We start from the raw sequence: 15,594 nt of genomic DNA on the forward strand, positions 1-15,594 counted from the left end.
CTTGATCCCTGTTTTGTAGCCGTACGGACGGCGGGCCCTTTTCGGTGTTCTGATCTCACCGCAGGCGTGCGAGCAGTGCGTGTTCGACGAGGGTGATGAGGGCGCTTTTGGCGCTGTCTCGGCGGCGGGCGTCGAGGGTGATGACGGGGGTGTCGGGGCCGAGTTGGAGTGCTTCGCGGACTTCGTCGGCGGTGTGGGGTTGGTGTCCGTCGAAGCCGTTGAGGGCGACGACGAAGGGGAGYCCKSWGTTTTCGAAGTAGTCGAGTGCGGGGAAGCAGTCGGCGAGGCGGCGGGTGTCGACGAGGACGACGGCGCCGATGGCGCCGCGGACGAGGTCGTCCCACATGAACCAGAAGCGGTCCTGGCCGGGGGTGCCGAAGAGGTAGAGGATGAGGTCTTCGTCGAGGGTGATTCGGCCGAAGTCCATGGCGACGGTGGTGGTCGTCTTGCCTGCGGTGTGGGTGAGGTCGTCGATGCCCGCCGAGGCGGAGGTCATGACGGCTTCGGTGCGCAGGGGGTTGATCTCCGACACTGCGCCGACGAGGGTGGTTTTGCCGACGCCGAAGCCGCCTGCGACGACGATCTTCGCGGAGGTGGTGGCGCGGGTGGGGGTGGCCGCGTTAGAGCTTGCGAAGTCCACTGAGGACCCTTTCGAGCAGCGTGACNCGCCTGCGACGACGATCTTCGCGGAGGTGGTGGCGCGGGTGGGGGTGGCCGCGTTAGAGCTTGCGAAGTCCACTGAGGACCCTTTCGAGCAGCGTGACGTCAGGCGTTCCGCCCGACTCGCCCGCGGCGGCGGGCTGGTGGATGGCGACAAGACCGGCTTCCGCCAGGTCGGCGACGAGAATCCGGGCGACCCCGAGCGGCACACCGGCCAGCGCGGAGATCTCGGCGACGGACTTCACCTCGCGGCAGAGACTCACGATCCGCTGGTGCTCCGGCAGCAGGCCGCCGGTGCGCTCGGCCGAGGCGGTGGTGGAGATCAGCGCCTCGATCGCGAGCTGGTACCGCGGCCGGGTACGGCCACCCGTCATCGCGTACGGGCGGACCAACGGCTGCTGCTCGTAGGACTCCTGGCCGCCGTAGCCGCTACCGGACTGCCGGGCGCCGTAACCGCCGCTGCCGTACCCGTTGTTGCCGTAGGAACCGGCGGGTGTCGGGGTCATGAGTCCTCCTTGTGCTGCCGCCGTTCGCAGCAGGTTCCGGCTGGGTGAAGGCCAGCCGAGGCGGGATTGCCAACCACCCTACGGCGGCTGACGGTTGGGGCGCCGGACCGGGTCGGTCGGTCCGGCGCATCGGGGTTGACGAACCGTCAGTGCAGGAGACTGCCCTGGAGTTCTGCGCGGAGTGCGGGGGTGAGGACGGCTCCGGCGCGGTCGACGAGGAGGGCCATTTCGTAGCNGACGAACCGTCAGTGCAGGAGACTGCCCTGGAGTTCTGCGCGGAGTGCGGGGGTGAGGACGGCTCCGGCGCGGTCGACGAGGAGGGCCATTTCGTAGCCGACGAGTCCGATGTCGGAGTCGGGGGCGGCGAGGACGGCGAGGGAGGAGCCGTCGCTGACTGCCATGAGGAAGAGGAAGCCGCGTTCCATTTCGACGACGGTCTGGTTGACGTCGCCGCCCTCGAAGATCCGGCTGGCGCCGGAGGTGAGGGAGGTGAGGCCGGAGGCGACGGCGGCGAGCTGGTCGGCCCGGTCGCGGGGGAAGCCTTCGGACATGGCGAGCAGGAGCCCGTCGGCGGAGACCACCACTGTGTGGGACACCCCGGGGGTGTTGTCCACGAAATTGGTGATCAGCCAGTTCAGGTTCTGTGCGGCCTGGCTCATCTGACTCAACTCAACGCTCCTGGTGNTGTGGGACACCCCGGGGGTGTTGTCCACGAAATTGGTGATCAGCCAGTTCAGGTTCTGTGCGGCCTGGCTCATCTGACTCAACTCAACGCTCCTGGTGATCTGGGCCGAACTCCCCGGAACCCGGGTTGCCCTGCGCACCGTTCTGCCGGCCGCCGCCGTTGCGGTGGCCTCCCCCGAAGCCGTCGAAGCCCTGCGGCCCACGGCTCTGCTGCTGCCCCTGACCCTGCTGGCCCTGACCGGGCTGGCCGGGCTGCTGCCCCTGGGCCTGCTCCGCGCCTGCCTGCCGGCCCTGCTGGATGCCGCGGCGCAGGTTGGTCAGCCGGCCACGCACCTCCTCGGGCGCGCGGGAGACCTGCGGACCGGTCAGCGGCGCCGCCTCGGCGGTGCCGGAGACCAGGTTGGCCTGCGGGGTCCGCCGGGGCAGGCCCGACATGGTCAGACCGTCGGAGGACGGCTCCCGGACCTGCTCGGCCCGGCGCCAGCGCTCGTCGTTGGCGGACGGGCGCCACGGTGCGTCCCCGAAGCCGGGAGCACGCTGGGCCTGCTCCTGCTGGGGAGCCTGCGGCTGCTGCGGGCCCTGCGCCGGACCGGCCTGCTGCTGCGGGCGCGGGGCGGACGGCTCGGTGAAGCCGGGGGCGGAGGTACCGGGCCGCCGGGGCTGGTACGACCGGGGACGGTCGTCCTGGCCACCGGGCTGGGCCGGCGCCTGCTGCGGCGCCGGTCGGCCCTCCGCGGTCCGGGCCCGGCCGGGCAGCGGCTGGCCGCCGCCCTGACCCTGCGGGCCCTGGGGCTGCGGGCGCTGGCCCGGACCCTGGCCCTGCTGCGGAGCCTGCCGGGGCCGGCCCGCCTGCGCGTCCTGCGGACGCGCCCACTGCTGGGTGTCCTCCGGGCCGGGCCCGGTCGGCAGCGCCATCGGCTGCTGCTGGACCTGCTGGGGCAGCGGCTGCGGGGCGTGCTGCTGAGGTGCGTGCTGCTGCGGTGCCGGGGTGGGCACGGTGGGCAGCACCGGCTCGACCAGCCCGAGCCCGAGCGGGTCACGCGGGTCGATCTCGCTGGCCTCGAACCGGGGCCGGGCGAACTGCACGGTGCCGTCCGGCATGCCGGACTCCAGCGGGGCCGGAGCCTGCTGCTGCGGGGCCTGGGCCTGCTGCTGGGCGGGGGCCTGCGGGGCGCCCGGCCCGAACGGCTGACGCTGGGCCGGCTCCTGCGGACGACGCCGGGCGGGGTCGGGCGAGGTGGCCCGGCCGTGCTGCGGCTGGTCGGCCCAGGCGGTGTCGGCGGCGTTCCCGGTGGGCTCGCCGACCGGCTGCCGACGCTGCTGGCCGGGGCCGGGACGGCCCTGGCCCTGACCGAAGCCCTGCTCCTGCGGAGCACGGCGCTGCTGACCGGCACCGGGGCCGGCCTGGCCCTGGAGACCGGGCGCACCGGAAGCGCCGGGGATGCGACGCGGCGGCTGCCCGTCGCCCTCGCGCATCGGCTGGGCGGACTCGCGGGTGGGCAGTGCACCGGCCGGAGCGCCGAACAGACTGCCGGCACCGGGTGCGGCAGGACCGCCGCCCGGACCGCCGGGGCGGCCACCCTGAAGCTGCGGGCGACCGGCCGGAGCGGCGCCGGGGCCACCCTGGCCGAGCGCGGCCGCGCCACGGCCGGCCAGCGCCTCGGCGACGTTCGGACGGTTCTGCTGACGCGGCGTCGGGCCGACACCGCGCTGCTGCTTGCCCTGGGCGGAGCCGGGGCGGCCGGGGCCGCGCCGGTCACCGGAGGTGGTGACGTCGAGCGGGAGCATGACCAGCGCGGTGGTGCCGCCGGAGTCGCTCGGACGGAGCTGGATCCGGATGCCGTGTCGCAGCGACAGCCGGCCGACCACGAACAGGCCCATCCGGCGGGAGACCGAGACGTCCACCACGGGCGGGTTGGCCAGCCGCTCGTTGATGTCGGCCAGGTCGTCGGGGGAGAGGCCGATGCCGGTGTCGTGGATCTCGACCAGCACCCGGCCGTCCGGCAGCGCGTGGCCGGTGACCCGGACCCGGGTCTGCGGGCTGGAGAACGAGGTGGCGTTCTCCAGCAGCTCGGCGAGCAGGTGGACGAGGTCGTTGACGACGCGTCCGGCGACCTCGGCCGACGGGACCGAGGCGAGTTCGATGCGCTCGTACTGCTCCACCTCGGAGGCGGCGGCGCGGAGCACGTCGACCAGCGGGACGGGGCGGGTCCAGCGGCGGCCCGGGTCCTCGCCCGCGAGGACGAGCAGGTTCTCACCGTTACGGCGCATACGGGTCGCGAGGTGGTCGAGCTTGAAGAGGTTGGCCAGCTGGTCCGGGTCGGCCTCGCGGCTCTCCAGCTCGGAGATCAGCGAGAGCTGACGCTGGATCAGGCCCTGGCTGCGGCGCGAGAGGTTGGTGAACATCGCGTTGATGTTGCCTCGGAGCAGCGCCTGCTCGGCGGCCAGCGAGACCGCCTGCTTGTGCACCATGTCGAAGGCGTGCGCCACGTGGCCGATCTCGTCCGCCGAGTCGACACCGACCGGTTCGACGGTGACGTCGACGTCGTGCGGGTCGCTCTCGGAGAGGATCTTGACCAGCTCGGGCAGGCGGCGCTCGGCGACGTCCTCGGCCGCGACCTGCAGCCGGGTCAGCGAGCGCACCATGCCACGGGCCACCAGGGCGGCGCCGGCGATGGCGACGATCAGCACCAGGGCGATCAGCGCACCGTTGACCAGGGCCTCGGTGTCGGCCTCGTCCTGGAGCTCACCGGCCTTGCCGTCCAGCGCCTCGAGCAGCTTGGTCTCGCTCTTCTGCTGGGCGTTGATCTTCACGGAGGCCTGGTCGTACCAGAGCTTGTACGAGAGCGGCTCGGTCTGCTTGATGCCGTTCGCGCTCAGCACCCGCTTGGTGTAGCGGTCCGAGTCGGCGATCTGCTGGTTGCGGGCCATCCCGGCGTTGAGCGCCTGGGCCTCGCCGTCACCGTAGATCGCGGTGAAGTTGGTGAGCGCGTTGCCCTCGGAGATCTGCAGCCGGATGCCGAAGGACTCGTCGGAGGAGTTGAGGTGCGGTCCCTCGGCGCCGGGGAAGGCCAGTGCGGCGCTGATCAGCGCGCGCTGCATGGAGGTGTTCTCCTTGGCCAGCGAGAACTGCTGCAGCGCACGGGTGATCTTGACCAGCTCGGTCGAGTTCGAGGCGATCGCGATGTCCTGCGTGATGGACAGCAGGTTCTTGATGATCACGTCGTAGTTGGTGATCGTCGCCTGGATGTTGTCCGGGTCCCGGTAGGCGTTGCTGCGGGCCTCGGAGAGCTGGTTCAGGTCACGGCGGACCTGCAGCAGCAGGGCCTTGCCACCGGCCAGGTCGAGCTCGTCGAAGTTGTCGGAGCTGGTCGCGAAGGCCTTGCTCAGCGCGTCCGAGTTCTTCCGGGCGGTGACGATGTCGTCGTCCTTCGCCCGCTCGGGGCCGCCGTTGGTGAGCGGGCCCGCGCTGATGTCGCGCTCGGTCTGCAGGGCGCTCGCCAGCGCGGTGGCCTTCTTGGCCAGGTCGGCGAGGTTGGCCATCTGCGAGAGCTGCTTGGAGTTCTGCAGCGAGGACTCGACCCGGAGGCCGCCCAGGACCAGCGCGACCACCACGGGGAGCAGCAGCAGGGCGATCAGGCGGGTACGGATTCGCCAGTTGCGCATCGCGAACCGGCGCAGACCGGTGGCCCGGCGCCTGGTCAGCGTGGACCGCAGCCGGGAGCGGCCGCGGTCGGACTCATCCGCGCCCTCCGGGCCGTCCTGCGGCTCGGGCTCACCGCCGCCGACTATCTGCTCACCGGGGCCGGTGAGCGGCGTTGCCTGGTGGGGGCCTGCCACGGGCTCACGCGACTCCGGGTCTCCCGCGGCGCCGCTGCCCCTCTTGAAACGTCCCTGCACTGGCGTCGCAACCTCTGGACCGGGCGCCCCTCCCCGCTTGCGCGGATGGGGCGGTGTCGAGTTTTTCCGTCGCATTCCAGCACAGCGGGAGAAGTCCAACAAGGGGCGTTACCTGTCGGTGTCCTGGGCTACCCAGTGCGCGCACCGTCTCACGGAGTGTGCGGCAACCGGCCCGGAATACCACCCTTTTCGGACACTCGCCGGATACATGCCAACTGGACCGTAGGTCGCCCGGAGTCGCAGACGTTCCTGAATGTCCGAGATATCGGGATTGTCGTAATAGCCCGACCGTTCGAAATGCCCGACATGACGACATTGTCCGGCAATTTGTGAGCAAAATCACAGCCGAATTATGTAGCCGTGATCAGGATGCCTGTGGAAAGAGCTCCAGATGGTCCGCTTCCGGACCGTCTACTCTGGTGCGCGGTGCCCAGGCGCCAGCCTGCCCAGAATCACCGTCGCCGACTCCTGCGAGCGGCCCCGAACTCAAGGTGTGACGCAATGTCCCAGCCCATGAGCAACTCGACCGCGAACCCGCGCCGCACGTCGCTGGCCTCGATCGAGGAGTTCAGTCAGCTGCCCGGCGCCCAGGTCGCGCGGCAGCCGCGGGAGTACGGCACCGAGCTGCCCTCGAACACCGCCAATCCGCGTCGCACCGTGCTGATGGTCGCCCCGGCCCCGCGTCTGCCGCAGGACTGACCGGGAATCAACTTCTTCCTCGCCCGAGGGGCGCCGACCCGCAGACAGCCGGGTCGGCGCCCCTCTCGCGATAGCCTGGGGACCGTTCGAGCAGGGCCCGGTAAGGCCGGCGCCCGACAGACCGAGAGGCTCCCCACCGTGCGAATTGCCAGGTTCTCCGTCCGGGAAGGGAGTCCTGCCGCCGGCAGCGTCTCCTTCGGTGTGGTGGAGGGTGACCCCACCCAGCCCGAGTCTCTGGTGGTGCACGGCCTGGCCGGCCACCCGATCGTCTCGATGCAGCTCAGCGGCGAGAGCTACCGGATGCAGGACATCCGCCTGCTGTCGCCGATCCTGCCGAACAAGGTGGTCGCGGTCGGCCGCAACTACGCGGCGCACGCCAAGGAGCTCGGCAACGAGGTCCCGGACGTCCCGCTGACCTTCTTCAAGCCGTCCACCGCCGTGATCGGCCCGACCGAGGCGATCGCGTACCCGCCGTTCTCCTCGGACGTCCAGCACGAGGCCGAACTCGCCGTGGTGATCGGCCGGATGGGCCGCGAGGTCCCGCTGGAGCGGGTCCCCGAGATCATCTTCGGCTACACCTGCGCGAACGACGTGACCGCCCGCGACGTCCAGCAGCGCGAGGGCCAGTGGGCCCGCGCCAAGGGCTTCGACACCTCCTGCCCGCTCGGTCCGTGGATCGAGACCGAGCTGGACCCGAGCGACCTGGCGATCACCTGCACCGTCAACGGTGAGCTCAAGCAGACCGGCCGGACCTCCCTGATGGTCCGTTCGATCGCCGAGCTGATCGTGCACATCTCGGAGGCCATGACCCTGCTGCCCGGTGACGTCATCCTCACCGGCACCCCGGCCGGGGTCGGCCCCCTCAACGTCGGCGACGAGGTCGCCGTCTCCATCGAAGGCATCGGCACTCTCGCCAATAAGGTGATCAAGCGTGGCTAACACCGAGCTGGACCCGACCGTCCGGGTCCGCTTCTGCCCCTCCCCGACCGGCAACCCGCACGTGGGCCTGGTCAGGACCGCCCTCTTCAACTGGGCCTTCGCCCGCCACCACGGCGGCAAGCTGGTCTTCCGGATCGAGGACACCGACGCGGCCCGGGACTCCGAGGACTCGTACCACCAGCTGCTGGAAGCGATGCGCTGGCTCGGCTTCGACTGGGACGAGGGCCCCGAGGTCGGCGGCCCGCACGAGCCGTACCGGCAGTCGCAGCGGATGGACATCTACGCCGACGTCGCCACCAAGCTGCTGGTGGCCGGCAAGGCCTACCACTGCTACTGCTCCACCGTGGAGCTGGACGCCCGCCGCGAGGCTGCCCGCGCGGCCGGCAAGGCCTCCGGCTACGACGGCCACTGCCGCGACCTGACCACCGACCAGGTCGAGGTCTACCGCCAGGAGGGCCGCGAGCCGATCGTCCGGTTCCGGATGCCGGACCACACCATCGCCTTCGACGACCTGGTCCGCGGGAAGCTCAGCTTCGAGCCGGAGAACGTGCCGGACTACGGCATCGTCCGGGCCAACGGCGCGCCGCTCTACACCCTGGTCAACCCGGTGGACGACGCCCTGATGGGCATCACCCACGTGCTCCGTGGTGAGGACCTGCTCTCCTCGACGCCCCGTCAGATCGCCCTCTACGCCGCGCTGGCCGAGATCGGCGTCGGCGACGGCTCCACCCCGCGCTTCGGCCACCTGCCGTACGTGATGGGCGAGGGCAACAAGAAGCTCTCCAAGCGCGACCCGCAGGCCAGCCTCAACCTGTACCGCGAGCGCGGCTTCCTGCCCGAGGGCCTGCTCAACTACCTGGCGCTGCTGGGCTGGTCGCTCTCCGAGGACCAGGACCGCTTCTCCATGGAGGAGTTCGTCGCGGCCTTCGACATCGCCAAGGTGAACGCCAACCCGGCCCGCTTCGACCTCAAGAAGTGCGAGTCGATCAACGGCGACCACCTGCGCCTGCTCGACCCGGCGGAGTTCGTCCGCCGCCTGGTGCCGTACCTGCAGGCCCCCGGCCTGCTGCCGGCCGAGCCGACCGCCGAACAGCTCGACCTGCTGGCCAAGGTGGCGCCGCTCACCCAGGAGCGGATGGTCGTGCTGAGCGAGATCGTCAACATGGCGGGCTTCCTCTTCGTCGACCCGGCCGACTTCACGGTCGACCCGGAGGACGCCGCCAAGGTGCTCACCGCGGACGCCCGCCCGGTGCTGGCCGCCAGCATCCAGGCCCTCACCGAGCTGGCCGACTTCACCCCGGAGCCGATCCAGGCGGCGTTGCGCGAGGCGCTGGTGGAGGGCCTGGGCATCAAGCCCAAGTTCGCCTTCACCCCGCTCCGGGTGGCCGTCACCGGCCGCCGGGTCTCCCCGCCGCTCTTCGAGTCGATGGAGCTGCTCGGCCGCGCCGAGACGCTGCGCCGGCTGACGGCGGCGCTGGAGCTCACTCCGCAGGCCTGATCCTGCCTGCCCCGAGGGGCTGCGTTGACCAGCGACGCAGCCCCTCGGGGGCCTGCCTGCGGTTATGGATTTTGGAGCGGGGCCGGGTGTCGGGTAATGTTCTTTCTGCGCCGCCCGGGAGGGACAGGGCGAGGGACCAGAAACCTCGTCAGGGACAGACCAGCGGTCGCAACGCCGAGCAAAACCCCATCAGGGGTTGAACTCTGGTGGGGTATGGTGTAATTGGCAGCACGAGTGATTCTGGTTCATTTAGTCTAGGTTCGAGTCCTGGTACCCCAGCGCAGTATCCGAAGTACAAGCCCCCGTTGTGTAGCGGCCTAGCACGCTGCCCTCTCACGGCAGTAGCGCCGGTTCGAATCCGGTCGGGGGTACGCAACAAATAGAGATCAAGCCCCCGTTGTGTAGCGGCCTAGCACGCTGCCCTCTCACGGCAGTAGCGCCGGTTCGAATCCGGTCGGGGGTACCAGATCCTTTCCACTGTCACCACCGGACGAGTTCGCAACCCCGGTCCTGACGAAGCATGGGATCACCAAGTTTGCCCCCGTTGTGTAGCGGCCTAGCACGCTGCCCTCTCACGGCAGTAGCGCCGGTTCGAATCCGGTCGGGGGTACCAGAGCAGAACGGCCGGTGGGCTTCGCAGTCCACTGGCCCGATGCTTTGTTGGGGTATGGTGTAATTGGCAGCACGAGTGATTCTGGTTCATTTAGTCTAGGTTCGAGTCCTGGTACCCCAGCCAGTAGGACAGCCCCGGAGATCCGGGGCTTTTTTGCTTTTCCGCCCCGCGTACGGGAAAAGGAACGGCCCCCGCCTCGGCGGGGGCCGTTCGTCGTTTTTTGGGACGGGTCTAGCCGCGCCGCAGGGCCTCGGTGAGGCGGTTGGCGGACTCGATGATGGCCTGGGCGTGCATCCGGCCGGGGTGGCGGGTCAGGCGCTCGATCGGTCCGGAGACCGAGACGGCGGCCACCACGCGGTTGGAGGGGCCGCGGACGGGTGCCGAGACGGACGCCACGCCCGGCTCGCGCTCGCCGATCGACTGGGCCCAGCCGCGCCGCCGTACGCCGCTCAGCGCGGTCGCGGTGAAGCGCGCGCCCTGGAGGCCGCGGTGCAGCCGCTCGGGCTCCTCCCAGGCCAGCAGGACCTGGGCGGCGGAGCCGGCCTTCATCGGCAGCGTGGAGCCGACCGGCACGGTGTCGCGCAGGCCGGAGAGCCGCTCGGCGGCGGCCACGCAGATCCGCATCTCGCCCTGCCGGCGGTAGAGCTGGGCGCTCTCGCCGGTGACGTCGCGCAGGTGCGTGAGCACCGGCCCCGCGGTGGCGAGCAGGCGGTCCTCGCCTGCTGCGGCGGAGAGTTCGGAGAGTCGGGGGCCGAGGATGAACCGGCCCTGCATGTCCCTGGTGACCAGGCGGTGGTGTTCGAGTGCGACGGCGAGTCGGTGGGCGGTGGGCCGCGCCAAGCCGGTGGCGGCGACCAGCCCCGCCAACGTGGCGGGGCCCGACTCCAGTGCGCTGAGCACCAGAGCGGCCTTGTCGAGAACGCCGACGCCGCTAGAGTTGTCCATGCCCTGATACTGCAGTCTCATTCCGCGAGACGCAAGTTCAATTCTCCAAGAAAAGCGCCACTCTTGATGGAGCAGCCCGGGAGACACCCAGCTTCGGACCATCATCCAACGTCCGCATGCTGGACACGATCCGGCGTGCAGGTCGTCCGGACAAGCGCCTCACCAGGCCGGCGGGACACACGACCTCGATCACACGAGAAGGCCGGCAGAGCGGCCGGCTGGAGGGAAAGCGATGGGACGGACACTCGCAGAGAAGGTCTGGGACGACCACGTCGTCCGGCGCGCCGAGGGCGAGCCCGACCTGCTCTACATCGACCTGCACCTGCTGCACGAGGTGACCAGCCCGCAGGCCTTCGACGGTCTCCGGCTGGCCGGCCGGAAGGTCCGCCGGACCGATCTGACGATCGCGACCGAGGACCACAACACCCCGACGCTGGACATCGACAAGCCGATCGCGGACCCGGTCTCCCGGGTCCAGCTGGAGACGCTGCGCGCCAACGCCGCCGAGTTCGGGGTCCGGATCCACTCGCTCGGCGACGTCGAGCAGGGCGTCGTGCACGTGGTCGGCCCGCAGCTCGGTCTGACCCAGCCCGGCACCACGGTGGTCTGCGGCGACTCGCACACCTCCACCCACGGCGCTTTCGGTGCACTGGCGTTCGGCATCGGCACCAGCCAGGTCGAGCACGTGCTGGCCACCCAGACGCTGCCGCTGGCCCCGTTCAAGACGATGGCGATCACGGTCGAGGGCGAGCTGCCCGAGGGCGTCACCGCCAAGGACCTGATCCTGGCCATCATCACCAGGATCGGCACCGGCGGCGGCCAGGGCTACGTCCTGGAGTACCGCGGTTCGGCGATCCGCAGCCTCTCCATGGAGGCCCGGATGACGATCTGCAACATGTCGATCGAGGCGGGCGCCCGGGCCGGCATGATCGCTCCGGACCGGACCACCTTCGACTACCTGGAGGGCCGCCCGCACGCCCCCCAGGGCGCCGACTGGGACGCGGCGGTGGAGTACTGGAGCACGCTGGCCACCGACGAGGACGCGGTCTTCGACGCCGAGGTGGTCATCGACGCCACCCAGCTGACCCCGTTCGTCACCTGGGGCACCAACCCGGGCCAGGGCGCACCGCTCGGCGCCAACGTGCCGGACCCGGCCTCGTTCGCCGACCCCTCGGAGCGGGTCGCGGCCGAGAACGCGCTCAAGTACATGGGCCTGGAGGCCGGTACGCCGCTGCGCGAGGTCAAGGTCGACGCGGTCTTCGTCGGCTCCTGCACCAACGGCCGGATCGAGGACCTGCGGGCCGCCGCGGCCGTCGTCGAGGGCCGCACCATCGCCGAGGGCGTCCGGATGCTGGTCGTCCCCGGCTCGGTCCGGGTCGCCCTGCAGGCGATCGAGGAGGGCCTGGACAAGGTCTTCACCGCCGCCGGCGCCGAATGGCGGCACGCGGGCTGCTCGATGTGCCTGGGCATGAACCCGGACCAGCTGGCCCCGGGCGAGCGCTGCGCCTCGACCTCGAACCGCAACTTCGAGGGGCGGCAGGGCAAGGGCGGCCGTACCCACCTGGTGTCCCCTCAGGTCGCCGCCGCCACCGCCCTGCTGGGCCGGCTGGCCGCGCCCGCCGATCTGTCGTCCGACGTCGCTGTGGAGGTCTGAGCAGCCATGGAGAAGTTCACCACGCACACCGGCCGGGCCGTTCCGCTGCGCCGCAGCAATGTCGACACCGACCAGATCATCCCGGCGCACTGGCTGAAGAAGGTCACCCGCACCGGATTCGAGGACGGGCTGTTCGAGGCCTGGCGCAAGGATTCCGAGTTCATCCTCAACCAGCCCGAGCGGCAGGGCGCATCGGTGCTGGTGGCCGGCCCCGAGTTCGGTACCGGTTCCTCGCGCGAACATGCGGTCTGGGCACTTCAGAACTACGGTTTCCAGGCCGTCATCTCGTCTCGTTTCGCCGACATCTTCCGCGGTAACTCGCTGAAGAACGGTCTGCTCACCGTGCTGCTGCCGCAGGAGACGGTGGATCAGCTCTGGGCCCTGACCGAGGCCGATCCGACCGCCGAGATCACCGTTGACCTGGAGACCAGGGAGGTCCGCGCCGAGGGTGTGACCGCCTCTTTCGAGTTGGACGACAACGTCCGCTGGCGCCTGCTCAACGGCCTGGACGACATCAGCATCACGCTCCGGAACGAAGGTGACATCGCGGAGTTCGAGGCCACCAGGCCCAGCTTCAAGCCGCGTACGCTGCCGGTCCTCTGAGGCCCGGATTCCTGACGGTCCGCCGGATGGCCCACCCCTCCCGAGGGGTGGGCCATCGGTCTGTTCCGGGCCCGAGTTGAGCTCCGGATAAACCCCCGGGCAGCGCAACTCCGTACAGATGGCACAATCGTTGCATGCACCGGCACCATGAACCTCCGTACGGGGACTGCGAACCAGCGTCCTCGGAGGGGATGGTCGACCCGGAAGTCACCGTGCTCTACGCGCTGGTGGCCGAGCGGTTGAAGCAGGCACACGCCCGCGTTCATGCGCTGAACGTGTCAACCGAGGCAAAGACCGCTCTCACCCGCCAACTGTTGATCGTCACGGAGACCGCCAAGCGCGATCTTCCGGGGGCGGCAAGGCGGTTGGCGCGCTTTGTGCAAGACCTCGACGAGGGGCACCTGCCTCTCGGGTGAGGTCCCGGACGCGCAAATCCATTGCGACACTAGGGTGATTCGCGCGTTTGGTAATTGAAAGTCCGCAGATACATACCTAACGTGCGAAATGAACGGATGGAATCATCCGGCGCCCGTTTCCGAAGGGGAAGACGTTGAACAAGGCTCAGCTTGTCGAAGCGGTGGCCGAGCAGCTGGGCGGTCGCAAGGCTGCCGCAGAGGCCGTCGACGCAGTGCTCGACACCATGGTGCGTGCCGTTGTGGCCGGTGACCGGGTGTCGGTCACCGGCTTCGGCACCTTCGAGAAGGTCGACCGCTCCGCGCGGTTCGCCCGCAACCCGCAGACCGGCGAGAAGGTCAAGGTCAAGAAGACCGCCGTGCCGCGGTTCCGTCCCGGCCAGGGCTTCAAGGACCTGGTCAGCGGCAGCAAGAAGCTGCCGAAGGAGGGCCCCTCGGTCAAGAAGGCCCCCAAGGGCTCGCTGACCCCGGGCAAGAGCGGCACCACCGCTGCCGTCAAGCGCGCCGCCACCAAGCGCGCTGCCACGGCCGCCGCTGCGGCTCCGGCCAAGCGCACCGCGGCCAAGAAGGCCACCACCGCGGCGAAGACCACGGCGGCCAAGACCACCGCGGCGAAGAAGGCCACCCCCGCCAAGAAGGCGACGGCGGTCAAGAAGGCTGCCGTGGCCAGCAAGACCGCGGCCGCGAAGAAGACCACCGCGGTCAAGAAGGCCACGCCGGCCAAGACCACCGCGGCGGCCAAGAAGGCCGCTCCCGCCAAGAAGGCGACGGCGGTGGCGAAGAAGACCGCTCCCGCGAAGAAGACCGCAACGCGCAAGACCACCGCGCGCCGGTCCACCGCCAAGTAGTTCTGGCGATCGGTCAACCGACGGCGGGTCAACCCGCCGTGAGCCGTGGCGGCTCGCATCCGCGGGTCTCGAAGCGGTCCGAGAGCCGCTCCGAGAGGTCGTTGAAGGCNCCGTGGGCCGCGTACTACAGCCGCGAGGCGTACACCGACCTCACCCAGGGGCGGTACCACGCGGGTCATTCCCGGAGCGAGCCGCCACGGCTCTTTTCCGTTATGACTCCTGATGCCCGATCGGGAGTTCGTAGCTGATATCCCAGCGCGAATCCGGCACGACCAGTTCGGCGGTCTCCACCGCCCGGCCCTCCCGGTCGTAGTAGGTGCGCTCGATCAGCGTCACCAGGTCGCCGGCCGAGACGCCGAGCAGGTTGGCCTGCTGCGCGGTGGCGCGGGAGGGGCGGGTCCGCTCCACCGCACGCTCCACCTGCACCCCGATCGCCGCCATCCGCCGCACCACGCCCTGGCCGGCCAGCGGGCCGTACTCGGGGCAGATCACCGGCGAGCCCTCGGTCAGCGCCAGCGGCTCCCAGCTGTTGGCCAGCAGGACCGGCTGACTGTCGATCAGGAACTCGTAGACGGTGTGCACCGTCGGCGCCCCGGGCTCCAGGCCCAGCCGGGCGGCCACCTCCGGCGAGGCCGGACTGTTGGTCTCGGTGCTGGACTCCCAGCTGCCGGTGCCGTCGATCTCGCCCAGATCGGCCCGGAAGGACGCCGGGATGCCGATCCTGGAGCGGACCATCGTGCGGCGCAGCACGGGGCGGCGGACGTAGGTGCCGGAGCCGGTGCGCCCCTCCAGCAGGCCCTCGGTGATCAGCAGCTGCTGGGCGCGCTGGAGCACGTTCGCGTCGACGTCGTACTCGATCGCCAACTTGGCGCGGGACGGCAGGACCTCGCCGGTCTGCCACTCGCCCCGGCCGATGCGGAGGCGCAGATCGGCGGCGATGCGCTGGTACTGGCGCTCAGCAGGTGACATCTGGCTCTCCCGGCGGCAGGCACGACCCGGCCGAGTTCGGCAGGGCGGGTGATTCAGCGTTGACAATCTAATGCATCAGGTGGAATCTAATTACTTAGATTCACGTTCCGTAACCAGCTGCTCGCGGGGAGAGTCGTTGCGTGCGAACCACCAGGGTGTTTGACGTGGCGAACCGCCTGGCCAGGGCCACCGGAGGGCGGCCCAGGGTCCGCGTCAGGCTGGACGGCGGCTGGCGGCTGTACCTGGTGCTGCCGGAAGGGCTGAGCGTCGACGCCCAGCTCACGGTGCTGGATCTGCTGGCCGGGGCGGACCGCTTCGGCCATGACCGGACCGACACGGCCCAGCGGGTCTGGGCCGACTTCGACCGTGACCACGAGCAGGAGCCGACGCTGTGAGTACCACCGGGGGCTACACCGTCTCCATCGAGGACATCGCCCCGCCCGCGACCTTCCAGCACCTGCCGGACGCGCTGACCGCCCTCTGGCAGGCCCTGCGGGTGCTGCCGCTGGGCTGGACCCAGTACGAGGCCTACCGCTTCTTCCTCGGCGAGGGAGCGGTCGAACGGGTCACGGAATTCCTCGACCGCGACGGCGAGTTGACGCTCAGTTTCGCGATCGGCGGCCGGTCCCACGCGATCCAGCTGACCCTGGCCTGAGGCCGGGC

Annotated in this window: 15 protein-coding genes and 5 tRNA genes; 14 read left to right on the forward strand and 6 right to left on the reverse strand. The window is 70.3% G+C overall.

Features of this window, described 5'->3' with window-relative positions:
* Positions 1 to 55 precede the first annotated feature (55 nt).
* The 4 genes from ASC99_RS14955 to ASC99_RS14970 all read right to left on the reverse strand — a co-directional run bounded on the left by ASC99_RS14955 (position 56) and on the right by ASC99_RS14970 (position 5,750).
* Entirely contained in the window at positions 56 to 640 is a 585-nt protein-coding gene (locus tag ASC99_RS14955) for an ATP/GTP-binding protein (protein WP_057232214.1), read from the reverse strand.
* Positions 641 to 719: 79 nt separating this feature from the next.
* On the reverse strand, positions 720 to 1,166 hold the full coding sequence (locus ASC99_RS14960; protein WP_057232216.1) for a DUF742 domain-containing protein: 447 nt from the start codon (positions 1,164 to 1,166) through the stop codon (positions 720 to 722).
* Between the two features lie 245 nt (positions 1,167 to 1,411).
* Positions 1,412 to 1,825 (reverse strand): roadblock/LC7 domain-containing protein, encoded by a 414-nt coding sequence (locus ASC99_RS14965; RefSeq protein WP_057232378.1) that lies wholly within the window; start codon positions 1,823 to 1,825, stop codon positions 1,412 to 1,414.
* 109 nt (positions 1,826 to 1,934) lie between these two features.
* A complete protein-coding gene (locus ASC99_RS14970; RefSeq protein WP_082598344.1) occupies positions 1,935 to 5,750 on the reverse strand; it encodes a nitrate- and nitrite sensing domain-containing protein in 3,816 nt (1,271 codons plus the stop codon).
* Positions 5,751 to 6,251: 501 nt separating this feature from the next.
* On the opposite strand from ASC99_RS14970, the gene ASC99_RS14975 reads away from it, so the two are divergent.
* The 8 genes from ASC99_RS14975 (at position 6,252) to ASC99_RS15010 (ending at position 9,622) form a co-directional block, all read left to right on the forward strand.
* On the forward strand, positions 6,252 to 6,449 hold the full coding sequence (locus tag ASC99_RS14975) for a hypothetical protein (protein ID WP_063857091.1): 198 nt from the start codon (positions 6,252 to 6,254) through the stop codon (positions 6,447 to 6,449).
* Between the two features lie 138 nt (positions 6,450 to 6,587).
* Positions 6,588 to 7,388, forward strand: a complete 801-nt coding sequence (locus tag ASC99_RS14980) for a fumarylacetoacetate hydrolase family protein (protein ID WP_057232219.1) — start codon at positions 6,588 to 6,590, stop codon at positions 7,386 to 7,388.
* A complete protein-coding gene (gene gltX, locus ASC99_RS14985; protein WP_057232221.1) occupies positions 7,381 to 8,886 on the forward strand; it encodes a glutamate--tRNA ligase in 1,506 nt (501 codons plus the stop codon). Before ASC99_RS14980 ends, gltX begins: the two co-directional genes overlap by 8 nt.
* A 207-nt stretch (positions 8,887 to 9,093) precedes the next feature.
* Positions 9,094 to 9,165 (forward strand) — tRNA-Gln (locus ASC99_RS14990).
* Positions 9,166 to 9,184: 19 nt separating this feature from the next.
* Positions 9,185 to 9,257 (forward strand) — tRNA-Glu (locus ASC99_RS14995).
* Between the two features lie 19 nt (positions 9,258 to 9,276).
* Positions 9,277 to 9,352 (forward strand) — tRNA-Glu (locus tag ASC99_RS15000).
* Between the two features lie 71 nt (positions 9,353 to 9,423).
* Positions 9,424 to 9,499: transfer RNA gene (locus ASC99_RS15005), tRNA-Glu, on the forward strand.
* A gap of 48 nt (positions 9,500 to 9,547) precedes the next feature.
* Positions 9,548 to 9,622, forward strand: a tRNA-Gln gene (locus ASC99_RS15010).
* Between the two features lie 108 nt (positions 9,623 to 9,730).
* Here ASC99_RS15010 and ndgR read toward each other — a convergent pair.
* On the reverse strand, positions 9,731 to 10,444 hold the full coding sequence (gene ndgR / locus ASC99_RS15015; RefSeq protein WP_057232382.1) for an IclR family transcriptional regulator NdgR: 714 nt from the start codon (positions 10,442 to 10,444) through the stop codon (positions 9,731 to 9,733).
* Between the two features lie 232 nt (positions 10,445 to 10,676).
* On the opposite strand from ndgR, the gene leuC reads away from it, so the two are divergent.
* The 4 genes from leuC to ASC99_RS15035 all read left to right on the forward strand — a co-directional run bounded on the left by leuC (position 10,677) and on the right by ASC99_RS15035 (position 13,962).
* Positions 10,677 to 12,098, forward strand: a complete 1,422-nt coding sequence (gene leuC / locus ASC99_RS15020) for a 3-isopropylmalate dehydratase large subunit (RefSeq protein ID WP_057232222.1) — start codon at positions 10,677 to 10,679, stop codon at positions 12,096 to 12,098.
* 6 nt (positions 12,099 to 12,104) lie between these two features.
* The gene (gene leuD, locus ASC99_RS15025) at positions 12,105 to 12,701 is read left to right on the forward strand and encodes a 3-isopropylmalate dehydratase small subunit (RefSeq protein ID WP_057232223.1); all 597 of its coding nucleotides are present in this window, start codon (positions 12,105 to 12,107) and stop codon (positions 12,699 to 12,701) included.
* 191 nt (positions 12,702 to 12,892) lie between these two features.
* The gene (locus ASC99_RS15030) at positions 12,893 to 13,117 is read left to right on the forward strand and encodes a hypothetical protein (RefSeq protein ID WP_057232225.1); all 225 of its coding nucleotides are present in this window, start codon (positions 12,893 to 12,895) and stop codon (positions 13,115 to 13,117) included.
* 134 nt (positions 13,118 to 13,251) lie between these two features.
* Entirely contained in the window at positions 13,252 to 13,962 is a 711-nt protein-coding gene (locus ASC99_RS15035) for an HU family DNA-binding protein (protein ID WP_057232227.1), read from the forward strand.
* 210 nt (positions 13,963 to 14,172) lie between these two features.
* Here ASC99_RS15035 and ASC99_RS15040 read toward each other — a convergent pair whose 3' ends face one another.
* A complete protein-coding gene (locus ASC99_RS15040; RefSeq protein WP_057232229.1) occupies positions 14,173 to 14,931 on the reverse strand; it encodes a GntR family transcriptional regulator in 759 nt (252 codons plus the stop codon).
* Between the two features lie 164 nt (positions 14,932 to 15,095).
* Here ASC99_RS15040 and ASC99_RS15045 point away from each other — a divergent pair, with 164 nt between their 5' ends.
* On the forward strand, positions 15,096 to 15,326 hold the full coding sequence (locus ASC99_RS15045; RefSeq protein ID WP_057232231.1) for a hypothetical protein: 231 nt from the start codon (positions 15,096 to 15,098) through the stop codon (positions 15,324 to 15,326).
* The gene (locus tag ASC99_RS15050; protein ID WP_057232233.1) at positions 15,323 to 15,586 is read left to right on the forward strand and encodes a hypothetical protein; all 264 of its coding nucleotides are present in this window, start codon (positions 15,323 to 15,325) and stop codon (positions 15,584 to 15,586) included. The genes ASC99_RS15045 and ASC99_RS15050 overlap by 4 nt, the downstream gene beginning before the upstream one ends.
* The last annotated feature ends 8 nt before the right edge of the window (positions 15,587 to 15,594 follow it).

It is taken from the genome of Kitasatospora sp. Root107 (assembly GCF_001424875.1).
Taxonomy (GTDB): Bacteria; Actinomycetota; Actinomycetes; order Streptomycetales; family Streptomycetaceae; genus Kitasatospora.

What these genes read in the sequence shown, in the direction of transcription:
- ASC99_RS14965 (WP_057232378.1), bottom strand. Translation starts at nt 1,825, where the DNA reads ATGAGCCAGGCCGCACAGAACCTGAACTGGCTGATCACCAATTTCGTG.
- ASC99_RS14960 (WP_057232216.1), bottom strand. Translation starts at nt 1,166, where the DNA reads ATGACCCCGACACCCGCCGGTTCCTACGGCAACAACGGGTACGGCAGC.
- leuD (WP_057232223.1), top strand. Translation starts at nt 12,105, where the DNA reads ATGGAGAAGTTCACCACGCACACCGGCCGGGCCGTTCCGCTGCGCCGC.
- ASC99_RS14975 (WP_063857091.1), top strand. Translation starts at nt 6,252, where the DNA reads ATGTCCCAGCCCATGAGCAACTCGACCGCGAACCCGCGCCGCACGTCG.
- ASC99_RS15030 (WP_057232225.1), top strand. Translation starts at nt 12,893, where the DNA reads ATGGTCGACCCGGAAGTCACCGTGCTCTACGCGCTGGTGGCCGAGCGG.
- ndgR (WP_057232382.1), bottom strand. Translation starts at nt 10,444, where the DNA reads ATGGACAACTCTAGCGGCGTCGGCGTTCTCGACAAGGCCGCTCTGGTG.
- ASC99_RS15040 (WP_057232229.1), bottom strand. Translation starts at nt 14,931, where the DNA reads ATGTCACCTGCTGAGCGCCAGTACCAGCGCATCGCCGCCGATCTGCGC.
- leuC (WP_057232222.1), top strand. Translation starts at nt 10,677, where the DNA reads ATGGGACGGACACTCGCAGAGAAGGTCTGGGACGACCACGTCGTCCGG.